This is a genomic window from Amycolatopsis sp. NPDC089917, assembly GCF_040684635.1.
In the GTDB taxonomy this organism is placed as follows: Bacteria; Actinomycetota; Actinomycetes; order Mycobacteriales; family Pseudonocardiaceae; genus Amycolatopsis.
The window spans coordinates 1-22,434 of the sequence record NZ_JBFBGL010000026.1; the positions used below are offsets into that span (position 1 = coordinate 1).

25 protein-coding genes and 1 pseudogene are annotated in these 22,434 nt (G+C 69.0%); 15 read left to right on the top strand and 11 right to left on the bottom strand.

Features of this window, described 5'->3' with window-relative positions:
* Positions 1-214: 214 nt before the first annotated feature.
* A complete protein-coding gene (locus tag AB0N89_RS19965) occupies positions 215-529 on the top strand; it encodes a hypothetical protein (protein WP_364206455.1) in 315 nt (104 codons plus the stop codon).
* A 1-nt stretch (position 530) separates the two neighbouring features.
* Entirely contained in the window at positions 531-740 is a 210-nt protein-coding gene (locus AB0N89_RS19970; protein WP_364206457.1) for a 3,4-dihydroxy-2-butanone-4-phosphate synthase, read from the top strand.
* Positions 741-800: 60 nt separating this feature from the next.
* Here AB0N89_RS19970 and AB0N89_RS19975 read toward each other — a convergent pair whose 3' ends face one another.
* From AB0N89_RS19975 to AB0N89_RS19985, 3 genes are all read right to left on the bottom strand, one after another.
* Positions 801-1,691 (bottom strand): hypothetical protein, encoded by an 891-nt coding sequence (locus AB0N89_RS19975; protein ID WP_364206459.1) that lies wholly within the window; start codon positions 1,689-1,691, stop codon positions 801-803.
* 216 nt (positions 1,692-1,907) lie between these two features.
* Positions 1,908-2,648: a hypothetical protein gene (locus AB0N89_RS19980; RefSeq protein ID WP_364206461.1), complete on the bottom strand. Its 741-nt coding sequence runs from the start codon at positions 2,646-2,648 to the stop codon at positions 1,908-1,910.
* A gap of 80 nt (positions 2,649-2,728) precedes the next feature.
* A complete protein-coding gene (locus tag AB0N89_RS19985) occupies positions 2,729-3,244 on the bottom strand; it encodes a hypothetical protein (RefSeq protein ID WP_364206463.1) in 516 nt (171 codons plus the stop codon).
* 591 nt (positions 3,245-3,835) lie between these two features.
* Between AB0N89_RS19985 and AB0N89_RS19990 the strand changes: the two genes are divergently transcribed.
* A complete protein-coding gene (locus tag AB0N89_RS19990) occupies positions 3,836-4,606 on the top strand; it encodes a hypothetical protein (protein WP_364206465.1) in 771 nt (256 codons plus the stop codon).
* A gap of 101 nt (positions 4,607-4,707) precedes the next feature.
* Here AB0N89_RS19990 and AB0N89_RS19995 read toward each other — a convergent pair whose 3' ends face one another.
* From AB0N89_RS19995 to AB0N89_RS20005, 3 genes are all read right to left on the bottom strand, one after another.
* Positions 4,708-5,223: an SRPBCC family protein gene (locus AB0N89_RS19995; RefSeq protein ID WP_364206467.1), complete on the bottom strand. Its 516-nt coding sequence runs from the start codon at positions 5,221-5,223 to the stop codon at positions 4,708-4,710.
* 91 nt (positions 5,224-5,314) lie between these two features.
* Entirely contained in the window at positions 5,315-6,238 is a 924-nt protein-coding gene (locus tag AB0N89_RS20000; RefSeq protein WP_364206469.1) for a VOC family protein, read from the bottom strand.
* Position 6,239: 1 nt separating this feature from the next.
* A complete protein-coding gene (locus AB0N89_RS20005; RefSeq protein WP_364206471.1) occupies positions 6,240-7,097 on the bottom strand; it encodes a fumarylacetoacetate hydrolase family protein in 858 nt (285 codons plus the stop codon).
* Positions 7,098-7,226: 129 nt separating this feature from the next.
* Between AB0N89_RS20005 and AB0N89_RS20010 the strand changes: the two genes are divergently transcribed.
* From AB0N89_RS20010 to AB0N89_RS20040, 7 genes are all read left to right on the top strand, one after another.
* A complete protein-coding gene (locus tag AB0N89_RS20010; protein ID WP_364206473.1) occupies positions 7,227-7,955 on the top strand; it encodes an FCD domain-containing protein in 729 nt (242 codons plus the stop codon).
* Between the two features lie 200 nt (positions 7,956-8,155).
* The gene (locus tag AB0N89_RS20015) at positions 8,156-9,496 is read left to right on the top strand and encodes an ATP-binding protein (protein ID WP_364206475.1); all 1,341 of its coding nucleotides are present in this window, start codon (positions 8,156-8,158) and stop codon (positions 9,494-9,496) included.
* The gene (locus AB0N89_RS20020; RefSeq protein ID WP_364206477.1) at positions 9,493-9,921 is read left to right on the top strand and encodes a roadblock/LC7 domain-containing protein; all 429 of its coding nucleotides are present in this window, start codon (positions 9,493-9,495) and stop codon (positions 9,919-9,921) included. Before AB0N89_RS20015 ends, AB0N89_RS20020 begins: the two co-directional genes overlap by 4 nt.
* A complete protein-coding gene (locus tag AB0N89_RS20025; RefSeq protein ID WP_020634220.1) occupies positions 9,918-10,271 on the top strand; it encodes a DUF742 domain-containing protein in 354 nt (117 codons plus the stop codon). Before AB0N89_RS20020 ends, AB0N89_RS20025 begins: the two co-directional genes overlap by 4 nt.
* Positions 10,249-10,845 carry an ATP/GTP-binding protein gene (locus tag AB0N89_RS20030; RefSeq protein ID WP_364206479.1) on the top strand — a complete coding sequence of 199 codons (597 nt, stop codon included), beginning with the start codon at positions 10,249-10,251 and terminating at the stop codon, positions 10,843-10,845. The genes AB0N89_RS20025 and AB0N89_RS20030 overlap by 23 nt, the downstream gene beginning before the upstream one ends.
* Complete coding sequence (locus AB0N89_RS20035; protein ID WP_364206481.1) at positions 10,842-12,221, top strand: cytochrome P450; 1,380 nt, start codon at positions 10,842-10,844, stop codon at positions 12,219-12,221. Before AB0N89_RS20030 ends, AB0N89_RS20035 begins: the two co-directional genes overlap by 4 nt.
* Positions 12,203-13,309, top strand: a complete 1,107-nt coding sequence (locus AB0N89_RS20040) for a cytochrome P450 (RefSeq protein ID WP_364206629.1) — start codon at positions 12,203-12,205, stop codon at positions 13,307-13,309. Before AB0N89_RS20035 ends, AB0N89_RS20040 begins: the two co-directional genes overlap by 19 nt.
* 425 nt (positions 13,310-13,734) lie before the next feature.
* On the opposite strand, the gene AB0N89_RS20045 is transcribed toward AB0N89_RS20040, so the two are convergent.
* A complete protein-coding gene (locus tag AB0N89_RS20045) occupies positions 13,735-14,694 on the bottom strand; it encodes a YafY family protein (RefSeq protein ID WP_364206483.1) in 960 nt (319 codons plus the stop codon).
* A gap of 62 nt (positions 14,695-14,756) precedes the next feature.
* Between AB0N89_RS20045 and AB0N89_RS20050 the strand changes: the two genes are divergently transcribed.
* Both AB0N89_RS20050 and AB0N89_RS20055 read left to right on the top strand, forming a co-directional pair.
* Positions 14,757-15,935 carry an epoxide hydrolase family protein gene (locus tag AB0N89_RS20050; protein WP_364206485.1) on the top strand — a complete coding sequence of 393 codons (1,179 nt, stop codon included), beginning with the start codon at positions 14,757-14,759 and terminating at the stop codon, positions 15,933-15,935.
* Between the two features lies 1 nt (position 15,936).
* Positions 15,937-17,025, top strand: coding sequence for a winged helix DNA-binding domain-containing protein (locus AB0N89_RS20055; protein ID WP_364206487.1), 1,089 nt, complete (start codon positions 15,937-15,939; stop codon positions 17,023-17,025).
* Positions 17,026-17,048: 23 nt separating this feature from the next.
* Here the strand turns inward: AB0N89_RS20055 and AB0N89_RS20060 are convergent.
* Positions 17,049-17,374: pseudogene (locus tag AB0N89_RS20060) on the bottom strand (IS3 family transposase); the annotation flags it as partial.
* A gap of 128 nt (positions 17,375-17,502) precedes the next feature.
* On the opposite strand from AB0N89_RS20060, the gene AB0N89_RS20065 reads away from it, so the two are divergent.
* Entirely contained in the window at positions 17,503-17,682 is a 180-nt protein-coding gene (locus AB0N89_RS20065; protein ID WP_364206489.1) for a hypothetical protein, read from the top strand.
* A gap of 180 nt (positions 17,683-17,862) precedes the next feature.
* On the opposite strand, the gene AB0N89_RS20070 is transcribed toward AB0N89_RS20065, so the two are convergent.
* On the bottom strand, positions 17,863-19,278 hold the full coding sequence (locus AB0N89_RS20070; protein ID WP_364206491.1) for a hypothetical protein: 1,416 nt from the start codon (positions 19,276-19,278) through the stop codon (positions 17,863-17,865).
* Between the two features lie 255 nt (positions 19,279-19,533).
* On the bottom strand, positions 19,534-19,680 hold the full coding sequence (locus AB0N89_RS20075) for a hypothetical protein (protein ID WP_364206493.1): 147 nt from the start codon (positions 19,678-19,680) through the stop codon (positions 19,534-19,536).
* Positions 19,681-19,834: 154 nt separating this feature from the next.
* On the opposite strand from AB0N89_RS20075, the gene AB0N89_RS20080 reads away from it, so the two are divergent.
* Positions 19,835-20,368, top strand: coding sequence for a helix-turn-helix transcriptional regulator (locus tag AB0N89_RS20080; RefSeq protein WP_364206495.1), 534 nt, complete (start codon positions 19,835-19,837; stop codon positions 20,366-20,368).
* Positions 20,369-20,475: 107 nt separating this feature from the next.
* Complete coding sequence (locus tag AB0N89_RS20085; protein ID WP_364206497.1) at positions 20,476-21,042, top strand: hypothetical protein; 567 nt, start codon at positions 20,476-20,478, stop codon at positions 21,040-21,042.
* A 169-nt stretch (positions 21,043-21,211) separates the two neighbouring features.
* On the opposite strand, the gene AB0N89_RS20090 is transcribed toward AB0N89_RS20085, so the two are convergent.
* Positions 21,212-22,243, bottom strand: coding sequence for a hypothetical protein (locus AB0N89_RS20090; RefSeq protein ID WP_364206499.1), 1,032 nt, complete (start codon positions 22,241-22,243; stop codon positions 21,212-21,214).
* Positions 22,244-22,434 lie beyond the last annotated feature (191 nt).

A 22,434-nucleotide genomic window follows, 5' to 3' on the forward strand; every position in this document is an offset into this window, starting at 1 on the left:
GGGGTGGGGGGTGTATGTGGGGGGGGGGGGTTGTGTTTGTGCGTCGGCGCTTACTCCATAACACCCCCCCCCCCCCCCCCCCGACCAACCCGGCGCGTCGGAAACGGAAGTCGAAAGTGTTTCAGGTCGTCGGACCGTTCCCCACGCCGGAAAACTTTGTCACGCGCCTTTTGAAATCTTTCGAACTGGCGACAAAATCGCGGCGTTCGTAAAGGTGGCGTCACAGTCCATCTTGGACAAAAGATCACCGCGTCCCGCATTCGCCACGGCGAAATCGCGCGGGCTTCCCATGGCGACGCTCGTCATCAACGGGGGAGAGGTGACGCTCGGGGACGTCTGGCACAGCCTTCGCCGCGGAACGCCGATCGTCGTGCTGCGCGGGACCGGCCGCGCCGCCGATCGGATCGCCGACGCGCGAACCGGTCTGGCGGACCCCTCGATCGCCTTCGTCGCCCGATCCCCGTTGACCCATGTCGTGAGCACGGACGAACTTCGCCGCGTCCTGCGCGAGGTACTCGGGCTCGACTGACGTGGCGCGTCCGGGCCTGCTCGCCGAACGGTCCGGGCACACCGAGGCGACGGTCGCGTTGTGCGCCGCCGCGGGGCTCCCGCCGGCCGGGATGTGCTGCGAGGTGCTGAATCCCGGCGGCACGACGGCGGGCAGCGCCGACCTCGAAGTCGCGGCGCTGCGCCGGGGAATGCCCGTGGTGGATCCGGCCGATCTGAAGGCCCGGCTGTAGCTCCCGCACACGAAAACCGGCGGCCGGGAACTCCCGGCCGCCGGCTTTCCCGTGCGAGGGTCAGGGGTGGTAGATCTCCTTGACCGTGGAGATCCGGTCGTCACCGTTCACGCTGATCTGCGCGCGCACCGGGTTGCCGTCCTTCAGCTGCTGGATCAGCTGCTCCTGGCCGCACGGCCCGTTGCCGAGGCCCGCGTCGTCGATGGTGACCGAGCCCGACTCGCTCGGGCACAGGGTGGCCGCGCTGAACACCTTGCCGCCCGGCTGCAGCGGGAGCCGGTAGGTCTTGCCGTCGACCGGCCGGGAGTCGCCGCCCTTGCCGGGAACGGTCAGCTGGAAGCGGGCCATCCGCACGTCGGCGTCGTAGCCGGTGAACTGCACCGAGTGGGTGGAGTTCGGGAACTTGCGGACCTGCTTGTCGGGAGCCTGCCCGGTGCCGCCCGAGGGCCGGGTCTCCAGCTGCAGGGAGTCGTTGGGCACGCCGCAGGTGACCGCGCCCTGCTCGCCCGCGGCGTCCGCCTGGCGGGCGCAGGTCCAGCGGCCCTGGACGTCGAGGACCCGCTCGCCCGGACCTTCGGCCTGCGGAAGCTTGTCGTAGTACTCGGCGATCACGTTGAAGGCTTCGGTGCAGCCGGGCTTGGTGCCGTCGGTGGCGGCGACCGCGATCAGGTCCATCTTCTGCCTGCCGGGCGCGCCGACCTGGCCGCCGTGCTCGCTGCAGTTGACGTCACCGTTCGACGTGGCGCCGGATCCGCCGGTCCCGCCGGAGGCCGCCCCCTGGCCCGCGCCTTCCGGAACCTGCTCGGCCACCGCCGCCGTCTCCGCCGCGTTCCGCACCGGGGAACCATTTCCCGCGACGCCGTTTCCACTGCACGCGGAAAGGAGTGCGGTGGCGGCGACCGCCCCGCCCACAACGGCAATTTTGATTGTCTTCTTCGTGGTGAATTTCATTTCTGCGCCCCTCTCGCGTCCTTTGTCGAAGCTTTGTCCGGAAGACGCGAGAACCGTGATCGGGTTGCTCCCCGGAGCCCTCAGAGCGCAGGGTTGCCCGAAGGCCCTGGCCGTCCTGCCCCTGCGGGCAAGTCTCGATCCGGGGAGCAACCTCCCAGGTCGGCGGCTGCGATAAGCCCTTTATGTCTGGATTTCGCGGCCGCGGCCGCGGACGGCTTATGGGATGACGCGGTTGCGCAGGTTGTCCTGGTACGGGCCTTCACCGTGGATGTTCAGCTCGTTGCCCACCTCGAAACTGTAATAAGGGTGCGAGGTGAAGTAGCTGTCCAGATTGGTTCCGCCGAAACAGATCAAATCCGCGCCGCCACCCGAATTGGGGCCGTTGCACAGACTCAATGTCGGATAGCGGAACGAGTCCAGCGGCCGGAAACCCGTGCCGCCGGGACCGGGTACGGGCAGGTGCCCGATCAACCCGCCCGGGTCACCCGGCCAGTTCGACTCGCCCGGCTGCCGCCGCCCGTCGGCGAACAGGACGCCCTGGATGTTCCGTCCGGGCGGCTCGGTCTCCAGGACCGTGCCCGCGACGAGCGCCCCGAGGCTGAAGCCGACGATGTACACCTTGGTGTCGAGGTCGCAGCCGTAGGTGACGTAGAGGTTGTAGAGCGCGGTCCTGAGGTTGGCGACGCCGGCGTCGACGTCGGTGTACAGGTTGATGTCCGCTTCGGCGTTCGGATACGGGATGCGCACCGGATTCGCGCCGCCCGGCGCGAGCCCCGGATCCAGGAGTTTCTGCGCCCCACCGTCCCGGTAGCCCGGCACGACGAACATGACCGGTCCGCACGCGCCGTCCGGCCGGGCGGGAGCCGCCTGTGCCGCCCCCGCGCCGGCGATGGCGCCGGTCAAGGTGACGACGGACAGGACGGCGGTCGCGAGCAAGCGTGCTTTGAGTCTTCTCATCGGTCTCTCCCCACACTGTTGATCTTCCATGCCGAACAGTAAGGAGAGGCGATGAAATAACGATGAAACGCCGAGTGTGGTTACCGTCCGACAGGGCGGCGACGCTCAAGGCCCCGTTCGTGGAGGAAACGGGTCCGCGGCCGGAAGGCGCTTCCGGAACGGAACGCGACGATCCCGGCCGCCAGCGCTCCGGATTCCGCGAGCCGGGTCACCCGCGCGGGCAGGTTCCGGTCGCCGACGAGATCGCGTCCGATCAGCAGCAACCCGACCCGGTGGGTGACCGCGAGCTGTTGCCACCGTTGGGAAAGGTCGACGTCGGCGTGACTGACCAAGGGGCGGACGCGCGGCCATTGGACGGTGAGACGCGTCTGCCTGCCGCGATCGGACTCCAGGGAAGTCGCCTCGATCCGCCACCCGGGAACGGGCGCAGACGGAACGCGCCGGACGTCCGTGGTCAGCGGCAACCCGCGGGACTGCGCCGCGTGCAGCAAGGCGTCGGGTCGGTGCGGCGAGTGTCCGTCCATCAGCAGCGCCGCGAACTCGCGCGCCCCGAAGGTCCAGACAAGGGCTTGAAAGCGGATCTGGGTCCCGTGCATCGACAACCCCCCCGGTAGCGAAAGTGACACGATCGACTCAGGGTAGGCACGGGAAAGCCTCGCGCCACCGGCTCCGGTGGGAAGATCACCTCATCCGACCAAAGTGCTTAAATGGCAAGTAATTGACCAGTAATCGCGAGGGGGAGCGGATCCCCGGCGCGGTGCCGACGGCGGTCGCGGTGTCACCGAGCACGAGGCTTTCGTGAGCGGCCATTGGCTGGCGTCGGCTCTCTTCGCGAGGATTTCCGCCGCGCGGTGACGTCAGCGGCCTTGAGCGAATCCGATCCGGACGTGACTACGGTGAGGCTCTGCCCATCTCCGAGGATGATTTGAAGCCATTCGAGAAGTGGAGAAGAGAACGGTCGAGAGTGCTCGGGGAAACGGCAACGAGATGCGCGCTTCGAGGAGATCCAGGCGAACCGCGCCGAAACCGGGCGAGGACAAGGCTGACGCGGTTCGCTCGTCCGCGGTGGCCTGGTCGAGATCGAGCACGGCAGCCTTCCCCGCGAAAGGCCAGCCAGGCGATTCTCCCATTCCGGTGGCGCTGGTAGCGTCACGCGGCGTCACGAAGCGAACGGGGGGAGAACCGCCATGATCACACCATCCACGTCCGACAGTGAGCTGGTGTTCGCCCGTGCCCGGCGCGGGTACCTCTTCGCGATGTCGCTCGGCCCGATCGCGTTGGTGGCACTGTGCGTCGTTTCCCTTGCGGGGCAACGAAACAAGGGCTCGATCCTGCCGGTGCTGGGCTTGCTCGCGTTCGCGCTGGTCCTGTTCCTCTTCGGGTACGCGCGGCGGAACTCGCCCGTGCGCTGGAGCCGGATCGCGGCGATCAGTGGTGTCGTCGCCGGGGTGTACGGCGCGGTCGTGGTGCTGAGCTGGCGTGCCGGGGAGAGCCGGTTGCTCATCGCCATCGCGGTGCTGGTCATCCTGTCACTCGTGCCGTGGCTCGCCGTGCGGAACGCCGCGGCCTCGGTACTGGCCAGGCCCAAGGGTGACCTCGTCGGTGCGACGGCCGAGCTGTCCTTCGCGCTGCGGGACGAGGCCGACGGCTGGTTCCTGATCCGCGAGGACGAGGTCGCCGTGCGGATCCGGCGCAAGGTCCGCCGCAGTCTCGACGACGACCACGACGCCGCGGTCTCGTTCTCCGGCATCGCCGAGGTCGAGGTCATCGATCTGCCCGGCGACGACGAGGTCGAGATCGGCCTGTCCTACACCGTCACGCCCGGCGCCGGGCCCGCCCTGCGCATCCGGGTGGACGACAAGGCGATCGACCTGCGGGACGAGTGGATCGTGCCGATCGACGAGGCGTGGCAGGCCGCCGAGGCCTTGCGCACCCGGATGGTCCGGCTCTCGAAGTAGCCCGCGACGCCTAGCCGGGGAGACGGCAGCAAGCCCGGATGCGTTCACCGACCGACGATCGGTTCGGGGCCGCCGGAGACAGCGGCCCCGAACCGCCGGCGTCAACCGGCCGTGCCTTCGAGGTGTGCCTTGATCAGTTCCAGGCCGGGCTGGATGCGGGCAGGGTCCTCGACCGGGTGCGGGCCGGGCGGCTCGGTGTCCGGGACCAGTCGTTCGAACAGGCGGCAGAACAGGGTTGTTCCGTCGCCGAGGTCGAACGTGGTGAAGGTGGCGATCGCGTGCATCGCCGGGGCCAGCGAGCCGTCGTCGAGGACGTCCCGGCCGACCACTGTCCACAGCTTTCCGGGGACCCGCGCCACCACGGTATAGAGCTTCGGCTTCTCGTTCAGCTCCGGCTGGATGGTCTCGAGCAGTACGTCGCCCATCTCGGCGGGGACGCCTTCGGTGCCGCGTCGCACCTCGGTGCCGAGTGCCATCGGCAGCCATTTCGGCAGGTTCGACCACGTGGTCACCCAGTCGTAGACGGCCTGGACCGGGCGGTTGATGACGATACGGTTTTCGACGAACCGAATGTTCAAGTCGTCCGGGATCTGAGGGACGTACAATTCCACTGACACGACTTCTCCTTTTTCGATCAGGCGCGGGGTTTCCGGCGCCGCTGTCTTTCTCGATTTCCCCTGACGGGTCTTCGCGCTGGTCCGGCCGCGGTCACCGGGAGGGTGCGTGTTGCCCGGTCATGAGCGCGGCGAGGTCGTCCGGTTCCAGGAACGACGGTGGCGGTGGCGGGCCCCAGCTGAACAGGCCTTGGGCGCCCTCGAAGACTTCCGGGGTCCAGATCTCGTCCTCGGGGATGCAGTCCATGTCGGCGTAGTACTCGCTGAAGTTGCCCGCCGGATCCTTGAGGTACCAGAAGAAGTTGGATCCCGCGTGGTGCCTGCCGAGGCCCCAGACATGTCGCCCGGGGTTGCCTGCCAGCATCGCCGCCGCGCCTCGTCCGACGTCGTCGATGTCGTCGACCTGCCAGGACGTGTGATGGAGGAAGTTCACCGGTGCCGCGAGCGCCAGCACGTTGTGGTGATCGACCGAGCAGCGCATGAAGGCGCCCTTGTTCCCGATGTAGTCGCTGACCTTGAAACCGAGTCCCTCGGTGAAGAACCCCATGGTGGCTTCGAGATCGGTCGTGCCCACCACGCAGTGGCCGAGTTTCTTGGGCCGGATCGGGTCTTCGCGCAGCACTCCGGGCGCGCGGCCGAACCGCTCGATGCGACCGGGCCCGTTGTAGGGGGTGGCCGGGACGGGCCGCTGCATGATTCTCGGCGCGATTTCGACGCGGACGGTGAACCCGGAAACCGGCTCGATCGCCGTGATCGCGGTGCCGTCCGTGCCGCCCGGCACGCCGAGGCGGTCCAACCGCGACGCGACCCGCGCGACGTCGTCGACATCGTCGACGCCCACCCCGAGTTCGAGTACCCGCCGGGATACGGCGTGCCGGATCCGCAACTGCTCGCCGCCTTCGCGAGTGCTGAAAGCCCCGTCGCCGAGGTGGGTGAGCCCGAACTCGGAGTAGTAGGCGATGGTTTCCGCGACGTTCGGGACACCCATGGTGACCCGGGTGAGGCGGTGCATGCCCATGTCAGTCCTCCTCTGCGGTAACGAAGGTCTGGTGCATCTCACCGATGCCTTCGATCCAGCTGACGAGGTGTTCTCCTGCCCGCAGGAACCGCTTCGGCGTGCGGCCCATGCCCACACCCGCCGGGGTTCCGGTGAAGACGAGATCGCCCGGATACAGGGTGATGGTCCGCGACAGCGCGGATATCAGCCTGGCGACCGGGTAGATCAGTTCGCGGGTGCGACCGTCCTGCACGGTCTCGCCGTCGACCGCGCAGCCGAGCGCCAGGTCGTCCCGGTTCGCCAGATCGTCCGGCGTGACCAGCCACGGCCCGACCGGCGCGAAGTTCGGGAAGGACTTGCCGAGGCTGAACTGCGGGACGGAGCCGGCCAGTTGCGCGGCGCGCTCGGAGAGGTCCTGTCCGATCGTCACCCCGGCGACGTGGTCCCATGCGTCGGATTCCGCGACGCGGGTGGCGGTCCGGCCGATGACGGCGACGAGTTCCACCTCCCAGTCCACGTCGCCACCGGCCGGTAGCACGACCTTCGCGTCGGGGCCGGTCAACGCGGAGACGAACTTGGTGAACGTCGGAGGAAGTCCTTCCGGTGCCTCGAAACCGGACTCGGCGGCGTGGGCGTCGTAGTTCAGGCCGATCGCGACGATCTGCCGCGGGGCCGGCGAGGGAGACCCCAGCTGCGCGCGGGTGAACGCGACGCCGGGTCCGGCGGGCGGCTGTCGCGCCCAGGCTCGGAACCCTTCCCAGTTCTCGTAAACGGTCGGGAGATCGGGGCCGAATTCGCCTCCCGACGCGGTTTCGACGTCGATTCCGGTGTCGTCGGCGGTCAGCAGCACCGCCCGTCCGTCCACATTGGCCAGTTTCATGACTGCACCTCTCGGGATCCGGCCGTGCACGACTTCTCGTGCGGCCGAGGGGTTCGTGGGCTTAATTCGAAACTAGACCCAAACTTTCGAAAGTTCAACCGAGATTCGTAAAGTGCTAGGCTGGAGGGCATGACCAAGAGCGGCGGAGCGACCCGCACCGACGGCATCCACCAGGCGTTGCGCGCCGACATCCTCACCGGTCGGCTGGTGCCGGGCGACCGGCTCAAGTTCCCGGACCTGGCCGACCGCTACCAGGTGAGCGTCGGTGCCACCCGCGAGGCGCTGACGAGACTGGTCGCCGAAGGGCTGGTGGTGGCCAGGCCGCGTCAGGGTTATCTGGTCCGGCCGCTGTCCCATCAGGATCTGGCCGAACTGACACAGGCGCGGGCGGAGGTCGAGTCCCTGGTACTGGGGCTGTCGGTACGGGAAGGCGACACACGCTGGGAGGCCGATACCGTCGCCGCGCACCACCTTCTGGAACGCGCGCCCTATCGCGACCCGGCCGACCCGGATCATCTGTCCGACGAATGGGTGCAGGCACACGCGGCCTTCCACCACGCACTGCTGGCAGGCTGCCGCAACCAGCGGCTGCTCGACGCGGCACGGTCGTTGCGGCAGGAGGCCGAGTTGTACCGGCAGTGGTCGGTATCCCTCGGCAACGAACCCGGCCGGGACGTCGCCGCCGAGCATCGAGCGCTACTCGACGCCGTTCTCGCGCGCGACGCCGGTCGCGCGCAGGAACTGCTGCGTGACCACATCGCGCACACCGCAAGGCTGTTGATCAGCTGTGCGTCCGATCAGCCGAACCAGGTCGGAGGAGCATCGGCCTCGCGGTCCTCGGTGACGAACACTTCGTGAACGACCTCTGGCGCGCGGCGGCCGATCCGGCTTACCCAGCACAGAACCACTTTTCTCGCGGGAAGCGGCTGCCGCTCACGGCGTGTTTGCGCTACGGTACTCGCTGCTGATGACGTCCTTCGATCCCCGATGCCGTGGAGCTGCCGCATGATCCCCCGGCTCGGCCCAGGCGTCCTTGCCCTGTCGATCGTGAGGATTTCATGGAGTACCCCCTGCTGACGGCGGCGCTGGTCTGCGTCTCGCTGCTCGCCGCGGCCTTCGCGCTGTTGCTGGTGCGCCAGCGCCGGGTCACCGTCAACACCGGCCGTCGTGGTGAGCAATTGCTGGCCGAACTCCGCGCCCGTGAGGAGGAGAACCGGCATCTGTTGCACAGGCGGTTGCCCGCGATCGTCGAGGCGCAGACCAATCAGGCCGTGACCGTGCCCGGCCCCTTGCGTGCCGTCAACGGCGAGGACCCCCACCGCGAACTGCTCGTGGCGATCAGCGAGCTGACCGGCCAGACCCGCCGCGACGCCGCCGAATCCGCCGCCGCCACCCTGCGCGCGATGATGCGCACGGTGCAGAACCTCGCGGGGGAGCAGCAGGTGCTGATCTCGGCGATGGAAGAGCAGCACGACAATCCCGACGTGCTCGACGGCCTGCTCGGACTGGACCACGCGAACTCGCAGCTGGGCCGCCGCGCCCAGGCGACCGCCGTGCTCTGCGGTTCGTGGCCGGGCCTGCAGCGCTCCGCCGCGACCCTGACCGACGTGGTGCGCGGGGCCACCGGCCGCATCCGCGACTACGCGCGCGTGCAGATCCCGGCGCCTTCGGACACCGCGGTGGTCAGCCAGGCCGTGGAACCGGTGGTGCTCGCGGTGGCCGAGCTGATGGACAACGGCGCCCGCCACTCGCAGCCCGGCGCACCCGTGCAGGTCACCTTCCAGCAGGCGCACAACGGGATGGCGATCGTCATCGACGACGCCGGGGTCGGCATGACGGTGGAAGCGGTGCAGCGCGCCGGCTGGCTCCTGGAAGGCCACGGCGGCCGGGACATCGCCGCGCTCGGTGTGCCGCCGCGGATCGGCTTCGCCGTCATCGGCGTGCTTTCCCAACGCTACGGTTTCCGCGTCTCGGTGGACATGCGCTCGCCCTTCGGCGGGGTGCGCGCGGTCCTGTTCCTGCCGAGCGAGCTGCTCACCCGCGCCGCCGTCCCGGAGCCGGCACCGCAGGAAGTCCCGTCGCTGGCCGCGCCTGCCAGCCCTGCCGCGATCACTTCCAGCCCGGCCCCGCGCGTGCGCGTTCCCGCTCCGGAACCACAGCCTGCCGAACCGGCCGAGGAACTGGGCACGACCGCGCACGGCCTGCCCCGCCGTCGCCGACGCGCCCCGGTGACCGGGGCGGCCACCACCACGTTGTCGGTTCCGGTGTCGCCGCCCGCCGCGCCGGAACCGGCCGAGTCCCCGGTGAACCACAGCCCGGTCGCCACGGCCACGGCCTGGCAGCGCGGCACCCGCCAGGGCCGCGCTTCTTCCACCGATGACGAAAGGGATTTCCAGTGAGCAGCTCCGTCACCACCAACAACCGGTTGGGCTGGATGCTCGATCAGGCCCTGCAGATGCCGGAGACCATCTCCGCGGTGCTGCTCTCGGCCGACGGCCTGCTGATGGCCCATTCACAGGGAATCACCGTGGAGGACGCCGAGCGCACCGCCGCCGCGGTCTCCGGGCTCCAGTCGCTCGCCCGCGCCACCGGCGAGTTCTGCCGTCAGCCGCCGGAGCAGTGGCGGCAGACGCTGATCGAATTCGACGGCGGGTTCGTCTTCCTGACCGCCGCCGGACAGGGCGCCTACGTCGCGGTGTCCACCACCGGCCGGGTGGACATCGAGGGCGTTGCCTCGCGATTGCAAGAGCTGGTGCAAAGACTCGGCCAGGAACTCACCGCGCCGCCGCGCTTTCCGACCGAGGGATCTGGCGACCCGGCATGAGCGGACAGCGGCGGGAACGGGCGCTGGTCCGCCCGCACGTGGTCACCGAGGGCCGGGCCCATCCGACCCGCAACACCCTGGACGTGGCCACCGTGGTGCTGGCCACCTGGGCTCCGGTGACCGGGCTGAGCCCGGAAAAACGGCGGGTGATGGAGCTGTGCCGGGGCGGCGCGCTGGCCGTCGCGGAGGTGGCGGCGCATCTCAAGCTGCCCACCAGCGTCACCAAGGTGCTGTTGTCGGACCTGCTCGACAGCGGGCACATCGAAGCACGGGCCGCGGTGCGCGAGACCGAAGTCCCCGACCAGCAACTCCTGCAGAAGGTACTCGATGGCCTCCGCGCTCTCACCTGACCGATACGTTCCCGCCACGGTCCGGACCTCGGTGAAGATCCTCATCGTCGGCCCGTTCGCGGTGGGGAAGACCACCTTCGTCGGCACGCTCTCGGAGATCCGCCCGCTGCGCACCGAGGAGCGGATGACCCAGGCGGGCGCGCTGGTCGACGACCTGTCCGGCGTGCGCGGCAAGGACACCACCACGGTGGCCATGGACTTCGGACGCCTGACACTGAGCGATGAGGTGGTGCTCTACCTCTTCGGTGCCCCTGGGCAGCAGCGGTTCACGCAGATGTGGAAGGACCTGGCCCACGGCGCGCTCGGGGCGCTGGTGCTGGTCGATCCCAGCCGCCTGCAGGACTCCTTCGACGTGATGGGCCTGCTGGAGGAACTGGACCTGCCTTACGCGGTGGCGGTCAACCAGTTCGACGGCGCGCCGCGTTTCCCCGAGGCCGAGCTGCGCGAGGCGCTCGATCTGCTACCCCAGACCCGGCTCGTCACCTGTGACGCCCGCGATCGCCCGTCCGCTGCCTCGGCGCTGATCAGCCTGGTCGACTACCTGTTCACTCCCGTCCGCCAGGAGCATTCGTGACCGTTCCCGCCACCCCGCCCCCCGGTTGTCCCGCTCACGCCACACGAACCCCGCTCTACGACGAGGAGTTCGCCGCGAACCCGGCGGGGGTCTACGCGCGGATGCGCAAGGAACACGGCCACGTCGCGCCGGTCGAGCTGGCGCCAGGGGTGAACGCGAGCCTGGTACTGAGCTACGAGGCCGCGTTGGACGTGCTGCGCTCCCCACAGACCTATCCGCGGGACCCGCGCCGCTGGCAGGCCAACCAGCCGCCGGACAACCCGGTGATGCCGATGATGGGCTACCGGCCGAACTGCCTGTTCACCGACGGCGCGGTGCACGCGCGCTACCGCAGCGCGGTCACCGACAGCATCTCGCGGGTGAACCCGCACGCCCTGCTGGACTACGTGGAGAAGACCGCGCGGGAGCTGATCGCGAAGTTCTCCAGGAACGGCCGGGCGGACTTGCTCACCGAGTACGCCGGAAACCTTTCCCTGCAGGTGTTCAACCATCTCTTCGGCTGCCCGCCGGAACTGGGCGAGCGGCTCACCGCGGGGATGCGCGGGATCTTCGACATGGTGGACCCGGAGCGCGCCAACGCCGAACTGACCGCGGCCATGCTGGACCTGCTGGCGCTCAAGCGGCGGCAGCCGAGCCAGGACGTGCCCTCGTGGATGATGGCGCATCCCTCAAGGCTGACCGACGAGGAGATGCTGCACCAGCTGGTGCTGCTGATGGGCGCGGGCACCGAACCGCAGCAGAACCTGATCGCCAACGGGCTTCGGCTGCTGCTGGTGGACGAGCGCTTCGCCGGGGACCTGGCAGGCGGCAGCCTGCACGTGGAGGACGCGCTGGAGGAGATCCTCTGGAGCGACCCGCCGATGGCCAACTACTCCGCCGGTTACCCCTATCCGGCGGCCGACCTGATGGGCGCGCGTCTTCCGGCCGACGAGCCCGTGGTGATCAGTTTCGCCGCCGCCAACACCGATCCCGAGCTGGGCGACGCCCAGCGGGCCGGCAACCGGGCGCACATCGCCTGGAGCGCCGGGGTGCATTCCTGCCCGGCGCAGGGCCCGGCGCGGCTGATCGCGACCACCGCCATCGAGACCCTGCTCGACGCGCTGCCGGATCTGCGCCTGGCCGTGCCGGACGCCGAATTGCGCTGGCGGCCGGGCCCGTTCCACCGCGCGCTGGCCGGGCTCCCGGTCCTGTTCACCCCCGTCGTCGCACCGGTCACCCCCGTTCCCGACCCGACAGGAGAGCACCCATGGCACCAGCCCGCCCGTTCGTCCTCGATCCCAACGGCCGTGACATCCACACCGAAGGCGCCGAACTCCGCGCCCGAGGCGCCGCGACGCTGGTGGAACTCCCTGGCGAAGTGGTGGCGTGGTCAGTAACCCAGCCGGAGCTGCTGCGGAAACTGCTGGCCGACCCGCGGGTGTCGAAGAATCCGAACCTGCACTGGGCGGCCTACCGCGACGGTGAGATCCCCGAGGACTGGCCGCTACGGATCTGGGTCTCGGTGCAGAACATGTTCACCGCCTACGGTGGCGACCACCGGCGGCTCCGTTCGCTGGTGTCCAAGGCGTTCACCCCGCGCCGCGTGGAAGCACTGCGGCCGTGGGTCGAGCAGCTGACCGCCGGTCTGCTGGACCGGCTCGCCGCCGGGCCGGATTCGGTGGACCTGCGGGAGAACTTCGCCTATCCGCTGCCGATCGAGGTGATCTGTCAGCTGTTCGGCGTGCCCGAGGAGCACCGGCCGGAGCTGCGGCGCGCGGTGGACGGGGTGTTCAACACCTCGCTCAGTGCCGAGGAAGCACAGGCGAACGGTGTGCTGATGTACGGGATTCTCGGGCAGCTGGTGGCGAACGGGCGGGAGAATCCCGGAGAAGACCTCGCCAGCGGCCTGATCGCCGCGCGGGACGAGGACGGTTCGGTGCTGGAGGAGGCCGAGCTGATCGACACGCTGATCCTGATGATCTCGGCCGGGCACGAGACCACGGTGAACCTGCTTCACCACGCGATCCTGGCGCTGCTGACGCATCCGGAGGAACTGGCGAAGGTGCGCTCCGGGGAGCACACCTGGGCCGAGGTGATCGACGAGACCATGCGGTGGCAGGCGCCGATCGCGAACCTTCCGCTGCGGTACGCGGTGGAAGACATCGAGATCGACGGGGTGCGCATCAAGGCGGGCGAGGCGATCCTGGCTTCGTACGCGGCAGCGGGCCGCTCACCCGAGGCGCACGGTTCCGACGCGGACGAGTTCCGGCTTTCGCGGGAGTCGAAGAGCCAGCACCTGTCGTTCGGGCACGGGGTGCACTACTGCCTCGGCGCGCCCTTGGCGCGACTGGAGGCGGAACTCGCACTACCGGCGCTGTTCGAGCGGTTCCCCGATCTGGCCCTGGCGGAGGAGGTCTCCGAACTGGAGAAGGTGCCGTCGTTCATTTCGAACGGGCACACGAGTCTTCCGGTACGCCTCAAGTGAATCCGGTGTGTGTGGCTTTCACCGCGGATCCGCGGTGAAAGCCACACACACCGAGCCATTAACGCCGGGTTCGAACGCCGCTGACGCAAAGCGCGCACGGCTGTTGGTCGACCGAATGCGCCACACCGCCCGGATCGATCCGCTTCGCCGAGGAACGCGCAGAGCGGGTCGAAACAAGCGGACGGTGCGAGGGATGCATGCCATGCTTGGGTCGTGGCTGACCACAGCGATGACCTTCCCGTGCTGGTGGTGATCTTGCCGCTGGCGCGGAGGCGGATAATCTGCTGCTATGTCGCGCAGGACAGGGTCTGGGTCACACGGCCAGGCCAAGAACCTTGGGGAGGTCTACACCGTCAAAGCCGAACCGCTCATCGACGCCGCCTTGTGCCGCGTCCTCGGTGGAACAGCCTTGACCTGACGCGTGGTCAAGCCTCGATCGCGCGCAGGCACCGTTCCGCCTGGTGCCGGAGCGCGGCTTCGAGTTCCGGTGGTCCGCTGACCAGGGTGAAATCGGTCTGCACTGACGTGATCATCCATACCAGGTCGGATGTCGTCGGAGCGCCGAGGTGCAGGAGGCAGCGGTGCTCGTCGACGGCCTCGACGGCGCCCATTCCCGGCCACACCCGGTCGGCCACCGCGTCGGCCGGTTCGTGCAGCTCGACCGTCGCCTGGCACGGCCAGGTGCGCGCGGAGAGCTGTTGCGCCAAATAGGCCGCGACGTCGTCGAATGGCGGCTCGCGGGGTGTGAACCGGGCGCCGGCGGGTGGCCGCGGGGTGAGGCGATCGATGCGGAAGGTGCGCCAGTCGTCGCGGTCGACGTCGAAGGCGACGAGGTACCAGTGCCTGCCGAAGTTGACCAGGCGGTAGGGCTCGGCGTGCCGTCGGGAGGCACCGCCGCGCGGGCTGGCGTAGTCGAAGCGCAGGCGTTCGTGGTGGCGGCACGCGTTCGCGATGGTCATCAGTGTGTCCGCCGAGATCTTCGGGCCGGGCGCCACTCCGGCGCGTACGGTCGCGGTCTGGAGTGTGTTCACCCGATGCCGAAGCCGCGACGGCAGTACCTGCTCAAGCTTGGTGAGTGCGCGCAATGCGGTCTCCTCGATCCCGGTGACCGAACTGCCGGTGGCGGTGCGCAGTCCGACGGCCACCGCGACGGCTTCGTCGTCGTCGAGCAGCAGCGGTGGCAGGGACGCGCCCGCGCCGAGCCGATAGCCGGGCGTGCCTTGGAGCGAGTGCACCGGGTAGCCGAGGTTCCTTAGGCGCTCGACGTCCCGTCGCACGGTCCGCGTGGTGACGCCGAGGCGTTCGGCCAGGTCGGTACCCGGCCAGTCGCGGTGGGTCTGCAGTAGCGACAGGAGCTTCAGCAGTCGTGCGGAGGTCTCCAGCATGGTTTTCATTCTGCCCTCCGGTTAGGACCGAAGTCGTCCTAACCGGTTTCTAGCGTGGTCTCATGACACAGGACATCCGCCCTTTCTCGATCGACATCCCGCAGGCCGACCTCGACGACCTCGCGACGCGCCTGGCCGCCACCCGCTGGCCGAGCGAACTGCCGGACGTCGGCTGGAGCCGGGGTGTGCCCGCCGGTTACCTCGCCGGACTGGCCGAGTACTGGCGCACCGGGTTCGACTGGCGGGCGCAGGAGGCCGTGCTCAACGCGCACCCGCAGTTCGTCACCACCATCGACGGTCAGCGCCTGCACTTCCTCCACGTGCGCTCACCGGAGCCGGACGCCACGCCGCTGGTCCTGCTGCACGGGTGGCCGGGCGGGGTGACCGACTTCCTCGACGTGATCGAACCGCTTTCGGACCCGCGGGCGCATGGGGGAGACCCGGCCGACGCCTTCCACCTGGTGATCCCGTCCTTGCCGGGGTTCGGGTTCTCCACGCCGCTGGCCGGACCGGGGATGAGCGCCGCGAAGATGGCGGGGCTGTTCGCCCGGCTGATGGCCGCGCTCGGCTACGAGCGGTACGGCGTGCACGGCTACGACACGGGTTCGTGGGTCGCGCCGGAGATCGGCAAACAGGATCCGGAGCACGTGCTCGGCGTGCACCTCAACGCGATGATCACGTTCCCGATCGGCGCCGAGGGCGAACTGGACGACCTCCCCGAGGCCGACCAGCGTCGCTGGGCGTCGATGCAGAACTTCAACGACGGCTACCTGCAGTGCAACTCCAAGCGTCCGCAGACGGTGGCCTACGGCCTGCACGACTCGCCCGCCGGTCAGCTCGCGTGGATCGTGGAGAAGTTCAAGGAACTGACCATGCCCGAAGACGCGCTGCCCGAGGAATGCGTGGATCGCGACCGCATGCTCACCACGATCTCGCTGTACTGGTTCACCGGCACCGCCGGTTCGGCCGCCCAGATCTACTACGAGGAGATTTCGGCGAACGACTGGAGCGGCGGCGAATCCGGTGACTGGGGAACCGGCGACTGGAGCGATGCCGCGGCGCCGACCGTGCCCACCGGCGTGCTCGTGTCCGCGCACGACGTGACCGTCCGTCGCTGGGCCGAGCGCGATCACCACGTCGTGCACTGGACCGAACTCGGCCACGGCGGGCACTTCCTCGCCATGGAGGCACCCGCCGCGCTGGTCGACGACGTCCGCGTGTTCTTCCGGAAGGTGCGCTGAGATGGGCGCCCGCGGGACCGCGGTGCTGAGCCCGCGGGCGCTCAACCGCGCCCTTCTCAGCAGGCAACTTCTCCTCGGCCGTGTCGATCTCGGGGTGGCGGAGGCGACCGAGCACCTTTTCGGGCTGAACGCGCAGGACCCGGATCTCGCGTATTTCGCGCTCTGGAACCGGCTCGAACGCTTCACCATCGAGGACCTCACCGTCGCCATCGAGCGCGGTGTCCTCGTTCGGTCCACGATGATGCGGGCGACTCAGCACCTGATGTCGGCGGCCGACTTCCGGCTGGTCCGGCCGGTGCTGGCGCCGCTGTTGCGGCGCGTGCAGCGCAACGCCTTCGGCGGCCGCACCACCGGCGTCGACCTCGGCGAACTGGTCGCCGACGCGGCCGAGCTGATCAGCAGCGGCGTCCTCACCCGGCCCGAGCTGGGACGGGCGCTCGCGCTGACCCGGCCCGGTGCCGACGCGCAGGCGCTCGGCTGGACCGTGCAGTACCTGCTCGCGCTGGTGCACCCCGCCCCGAGCGGAACGTGGGGCAAACGCGGCGCGACCCCGTTCGCCGTCTTTCCCGGTGTCCCCGAAGCCGCCACCGCCGACGACGTGCGCGAGCTGATCCGGCGCTACCTCGCCGCGTTCGGGCCGGCCACCGTCGCCGACGCCCGGACCTGGTCCGGGGTGAGCGGACTACGTGAGGTCTTCGAGCAGCTGCGGCCGGAACTGCGGACATACACCGACGAAGCGGGGCGCGAGCTGTTCGACCTGCCGGACCACGAGATCCCATCGCCGGACCTGCCCGCGCCCGTCCGGCTCCTCGCGGAGTTCGACGCGACCCTGCTCGCCCACGCCGACCGCACGCGCGTGATGACCGAGCCGATCCGGCGTCAGGTCTGCCAGGGCGCGGCGGTCGCGGCCACCGTGCTCGTCGACGGAACGGTGGCCGCGACCTGGACGAAAGACCGCACCGGTGTGCTCACCGTCGTACCGCTGCGCTCGATCTCCGCCGCCGACCGAGAGGCCATCGAAGCCGAAGCGCTGCGATTACTGGAGTTCGCCGCACCCGGCGCCGTTCACGACGTCCGGTTCAGCGGATAGCCCACAGATGACCAAGGCCTGTGAGATGCCGCGCGGCGATGCCGGTTGTGGAAGATCTCGAGGTACTGAAAGATTTCGTTGGCCAGTTCGATCCGGGCTTTCCGCTTCCGGCGGTCGAGAAGTTCGGTCTGCATCTTCGACCAGAACGACTCCGTCATTGCGTTGTCGTATCCGTCGCCGACGGTTCCGAGTGAGGGCATGAGCCCGGCCGCCTTGACGCGATTGGTAAAGGTCCAGGACGTGAACTGCACGCCGTGGTCGGAGTGAAAAACGTTGCCAGATCAGGATTCCGGTTGCTGATTGCCATCTCCAAGGCGTTGACGACGAGGGTGGTTTTCTGGCTGTTGTCCGGCCTCAGACCGGTGGCCCCGCGTCGATTCGTCAGAGGTCACGGCCTGGTCTTGTGGTGGCCGGTGCGGGCCGCCTGACCGAGGCGTTCGTGACCGGTCACCACTACACCTATTCGACGCAGGGGGCTTGACCGAGATGATCTGGTTTCCCGGCGGCGACGGCGTGTTCCTGCACATCGGGGCGGCAGCGAGCCTGCTCGACTTCACCGTCATCCCGGCAATCCATGAGATTGCCGTCGTCCTCGACTGGCAACTCACGGTGCAGTTGTCCGTTCCGCTCGAAATTGGCGGAGGCTCAAGCGGCTGACCTGCGGTCCGCCAACTGGGTCCGGACAACCGGCTGGCGAAGTGTCCGGACCTAGTTGGCGGATTCGGCCGACGTGGATGGGCGACCAATGCATGCGAGATCGGCGGTGTGGGATGGTCAGTGCAGCCGGTTGACCTGGACGGGGCATTTCACGCGGACGGCGTTCGCTGGCAGTAGCGGCTACTGGCTTGCGGTTGGGTAGTCCCAGCGGAGAGTTGATCGGCAGGTGTCTCTCGCCGGCCGGAGTTCGATAGTCATGTGGTCGAGGTCGTCGGGGGACCCGAGGTCGAGGTTCGCGGTTGGTGCGGCTGTGGTGAGGGTGCCGCTGGTGTGCTGGTCGCCTAGGACGATGGTCCAGTCGAGGCTGGTGGTGCAGTTCTGGGGTTGCAGGGTGAGTGTGCCGGCGATGCGTTCGCCTGGGGTGTTGATGGTGAATTCGGTTCGCGCGGTCTGTGTCCCGGCCAGCGCCCAGGTCCATCCCGCGTCGTCGAGCGTCTCGCCGCTGCCCATCGGGGTCCAGGTCTTGAGGAGGCGGGTCTGGGGTTCGGCGTGGGTTCCGGCGCGGTAGCTGAGCTGGTGTTCGGCGTCGGTGGCGATGGCACGGAGGATCAGCGCCGTGCCAGCGAGGACGACGAGCACTGTGGCGGTGGTGAGCAGCCGTCGCTTGGACACGTATACGACGTTGTTGACCGTGTTCACGGCCCCCTGCAGCACCGAGATCTTGTCCGGGCCGTACTGGTCGGGCAGGCGCCCGCCGTCGTATCGGTTCGCACCACCGCGGCGGCCGGGACGGTGCCGCAGGCGGCGGTCGTCGTGACCGCTTCCAGCGCCCGCGGAGGCGGGAACCAGCTCGGCGGCCATCTCATACAGTTCCGCGTCGAGATCCGTTCCGCTTCGCAGGCTGCTGTTCTCGGCCCGCAGCTGGGCGATCGTCGCGCGCAGGCCGGCCGCCTCGCCGTCGAGACGCCGGATCTCCGCGACCAGTGTGTCGGTGTCGGCGTTGTCCTGTAGCGCCTTCGCCAGCTCCTCGCCCTGAGTGGCCAGGTCCGCGCGCAATTGCGCGCGCTCGATGGTGTGGGTGTCGCGGAGCGCGCGCAAGTGGCGGAGTTCGATCTCGTGGTCGGCAAGCCGGTCGAGCAGACGGCGTTGCCGCAGACGGGGCTCGAGCGCGGCGGGGCCATGGTCGGCGCCGTCGTCCATCGCCTGGTCATACAGCGCTCGTAGCCGCTCGCGCCGCGGCCCGGCGTCCTGTCCGGTCTTCTCGGCGAACACCGCGGCGTAGGCGTCGAGCAACGGGCGGTGCGGGGGCAGGCACGCCGATTTGACCCGCGGTGAGAGCTGCTCGGAGATCCGTTGCCGGACCGCGATCCAGCCTCCGCCGGGAGCGCGGCGGTGATACTGCGGCACCTGGCCCGGTTCCAGGGACGTGTACGGCGGGGCGAACCGTGCCGCGACCTCGTCGTAGCCGAATCCGCCCTGCTCGGCGAGCTGGTTCACGTGAGCCACGAGCTCGGCCATCGGCGGCCGGAACCCCTGCTTTATCAACGCGTGGACGTCGGTGAGAGTCGGCCGCCCTCGCTGTCCTGGCTCGCCCATCACCTCACCCTGTCTTCCTCGCCACGGGTCCTCGGTCCCCGCATCAGTATTCCCGACCACTCGAACCGCCCGTACCCGCACGGTGACATCAGGTAGTTGGGATTCGTGTTTGTCCGCACTGGCCGGACATTGTTTCCGCTGGTCAAGCTGGGTTCATGCCGATCTGGGGCGGGGTGCACGCAGCGCCACCTCTCAGGACTGCCGGCGCACTAACGACGACGCCAGGGAGGTGAACCCCGAACACACGTACGCCCGTCACCACGGCAGGCCCGGCCACACCAGTGCCCGCAGCAGCCACCACGCCGCGACGGCGACGGCCAGGGCCAGCAGGACCAGCGCACGCCCTCGTGATCCTGGCCGCCGACCACGACCTCGACGCCCGCACGAGCCGTTTCCCGTCATCGCACAACTCCCATCCGTGAACCCCGGCCCCACCCAGCGGTGCGACCGCTTCCCACCCGATCAGCGCGGGGTCCGCGCCCGCGCCGCATCGGGCCGTTCACGGACAACCACACCCGGCCCGGACAGCCGGTACTCACGAATCAGGACCGCACTCATGACATCGACGACACCCCCGGAGACGACCGCGAACCCGGACGCCGTGCACACCCTGGCCGACCTCGCCACGCAGGTCGATCGGCTCCGCCGCCACGCCGCCCTCGGACACGCCAAACGCACCCTGTCCAACCGCGACGTCGCCCGCCTGCTGCACCGCGAACTCGGCCACGAGATCCCGCTGTCCACCCTGGGCAACTACCTCGCCGGGCGGACCCTGCCACCGGTGCTGCTGTTCGAGGCACTTCTGCGTGTGCTCGGCGTCCCCGATCAGCAACTCGGCGTCTGGGCCGACGCCTGGGACCGGCTCTACGACAGCCTCACGCCCCCACGCCCCACGATCACCGCACCGCCACCCCGCGACAGCGCCCCGGCACAGGAATCACGGCCCCGCCGCGCGGCCACGGCCGGCGTGGCGGCCCCAGCCGCGGCCCTGGCCGCCACGGTGCTCGTTACCGCCCTGCTCGTTCGCTGGTTCCGACGTCCCGTACCGGACTGTGCCACCGCCCCGCCAGCCCGCCACGGCCGTCCATGACCATCCGGATCCGGCCACATCGACGCACCGGGACCAGCGCACCGGTCTGAACTGGACCGGCGGCGGCACCCCGCCGGTCCGCATCACCACACAAGGGAGCTCACACCATGACCACCACAACGGGCGGCATCACCGCCACACCGGCGCCAGCCCGCTCACTACCTGTTCTCGTTGCGCTGATCCTGACGACATTGCTGGCCCTGCTGACACCCACCACAGCCACCGCCGCCAGCACCGTGCCCACTACCGCCACCGTCGGCGCCGATCGCGGAATCCCGGTCTCCACCGAGTTCTCGCCCCCAGGAACCCAGGAGCACACCGCTACCGGGTGCGTGAAGCGGTTCAAGATCGGCGCTCACTACGGGGCCATGCCCTGCAACCAGCCAGGCGTGTCCTTGTGGTGGGGTGGCGACAAAACCTACGAAGTCGTGGTGGTCGGCACCGACTACCGCGTCTACCACATCTTCCAGCGTTTCGACGGGGACAAGACGTGGTCCGGATTCCGCTCGCTACAGGGCGGCAAGGTCAGCCCGCGCGGCGGCGGGATCAACTCCAAGAAGCTACCCCACCAGCACAGTGTCGGCCTCCGCGTATACGGCACGGACGGGAAGTTCTACTGCTCCAACGGCCACATTCACAAGTGGTACCGCTGGTACGCCTGCACTGATTTCTAACCAGACACAAGAACCGTGTGCGTTGGCCAGCTCCGCCTTGGACTGGTCAACGTACACCGTTCAGCACCATCACGGATGACACCACCGGGCGGCTGAGGACACCCGTCCTGAACGACAGGCCTTATAGGCCAATGCATGCGAGATCATCCCGGTGTGGATGTGGCGGTGGTCAGCGCAGCCGGTTGACCTGGACGGGCGTTTTCGCGAGGGCGCGGCGTTCGTTCGGGAGCAGCGGCCGCCCGCCGAAGGCGGCTCGTAGGCCGCCTTCGCGGTCGGGCCAGGGGACGGGTTCGGTCGCGGCGGCGAGGTAAGGGGATGGCTGGGCGTGGGGCCGGAACCAGTGGCTGACGGCGAACTCGTCGTACGCCCTCGGAGTTTGGGGCCGGGGGAGTTTGAGGGCTTTCTGGGACTCGTAGCTGGTGTTGGCGGTGAGCGCGATCGCGCTGGTGAACAGCTCCATCCTGGTGGACCAGTCGCGGATGACGACCGGGTTGAGGTGGCGGTGGTAGAGCATCGCGTCACCGCCGTGCTGGTGTTTGACGAACCAGGCGGCGCTGGTGCGGCGTTTCGTGTCGGCGTCCTTGCCCGCGCGGCGGAACCCGGCGGGGCCGGCGAAGGTTTTCAGGCTGCGGAAGTCGTAGTTGGGCAGGCTGGGCGGCTTCCAGGAGTCGTGCTCGATCCCGTGCGAGACGGGGTCTTTGAGGACGGTGGGCCGGTAGTACGGCAGGCCGAGGCGGGCGCCGATCTCGATCGAGAAGAGGGCTTGCTCGCTCGGGCCGCCGGCCGCGAGGCGGCGCCAGTGCAGGGAGCCGATCAGCTCGGCGATCGCGACGGCTTCGGGGTAGGTCGCGGCGAACAGCCGGGACGCGGTGAACGTGTCGCGTTCGGTCCCGGGCGGGATGAGCAGGGCGGCGCGGCGACGCCAGTGCAGCCAGGCATCGGTTTCGGCGGCGGCCGCGTTGGTGAAGTTCCAGCGGTGGGCGCAGATGAGGAACCCGGTGAGGACGGCGTCGAAGGTGGCGGCCGGGCCGACGCGACGCAGCAGGCGCCGGTGCCGGTGCTGCGCGGCGACGACCTCCGGGAGCTGGTTGAGGCTGGGCTGGGGGTGGTCGAGATGGTCGGGTGGGCCGATCCAGATCCGGTGGCGGGCAAGCAGCGGTGAGAATCGGAGTAGCTGGGACGTTCCCCTGCCTCGCTTCACCGCGAGCCTCGCGCACTCGACTTGGTGCCTGCTGCTGATCATCGAATAGGCAGATCAGCAAGATCGATCCTCCAGGAATCCTCCAGCAGAGGTTCATGAATCGATCCGCGACGGATCTTCAGCTAACCACCGAAGATCATCGATCAACCCAAAAACCCTCCCTGACCTGCGGAAGTTCCGCTGATTCGGGA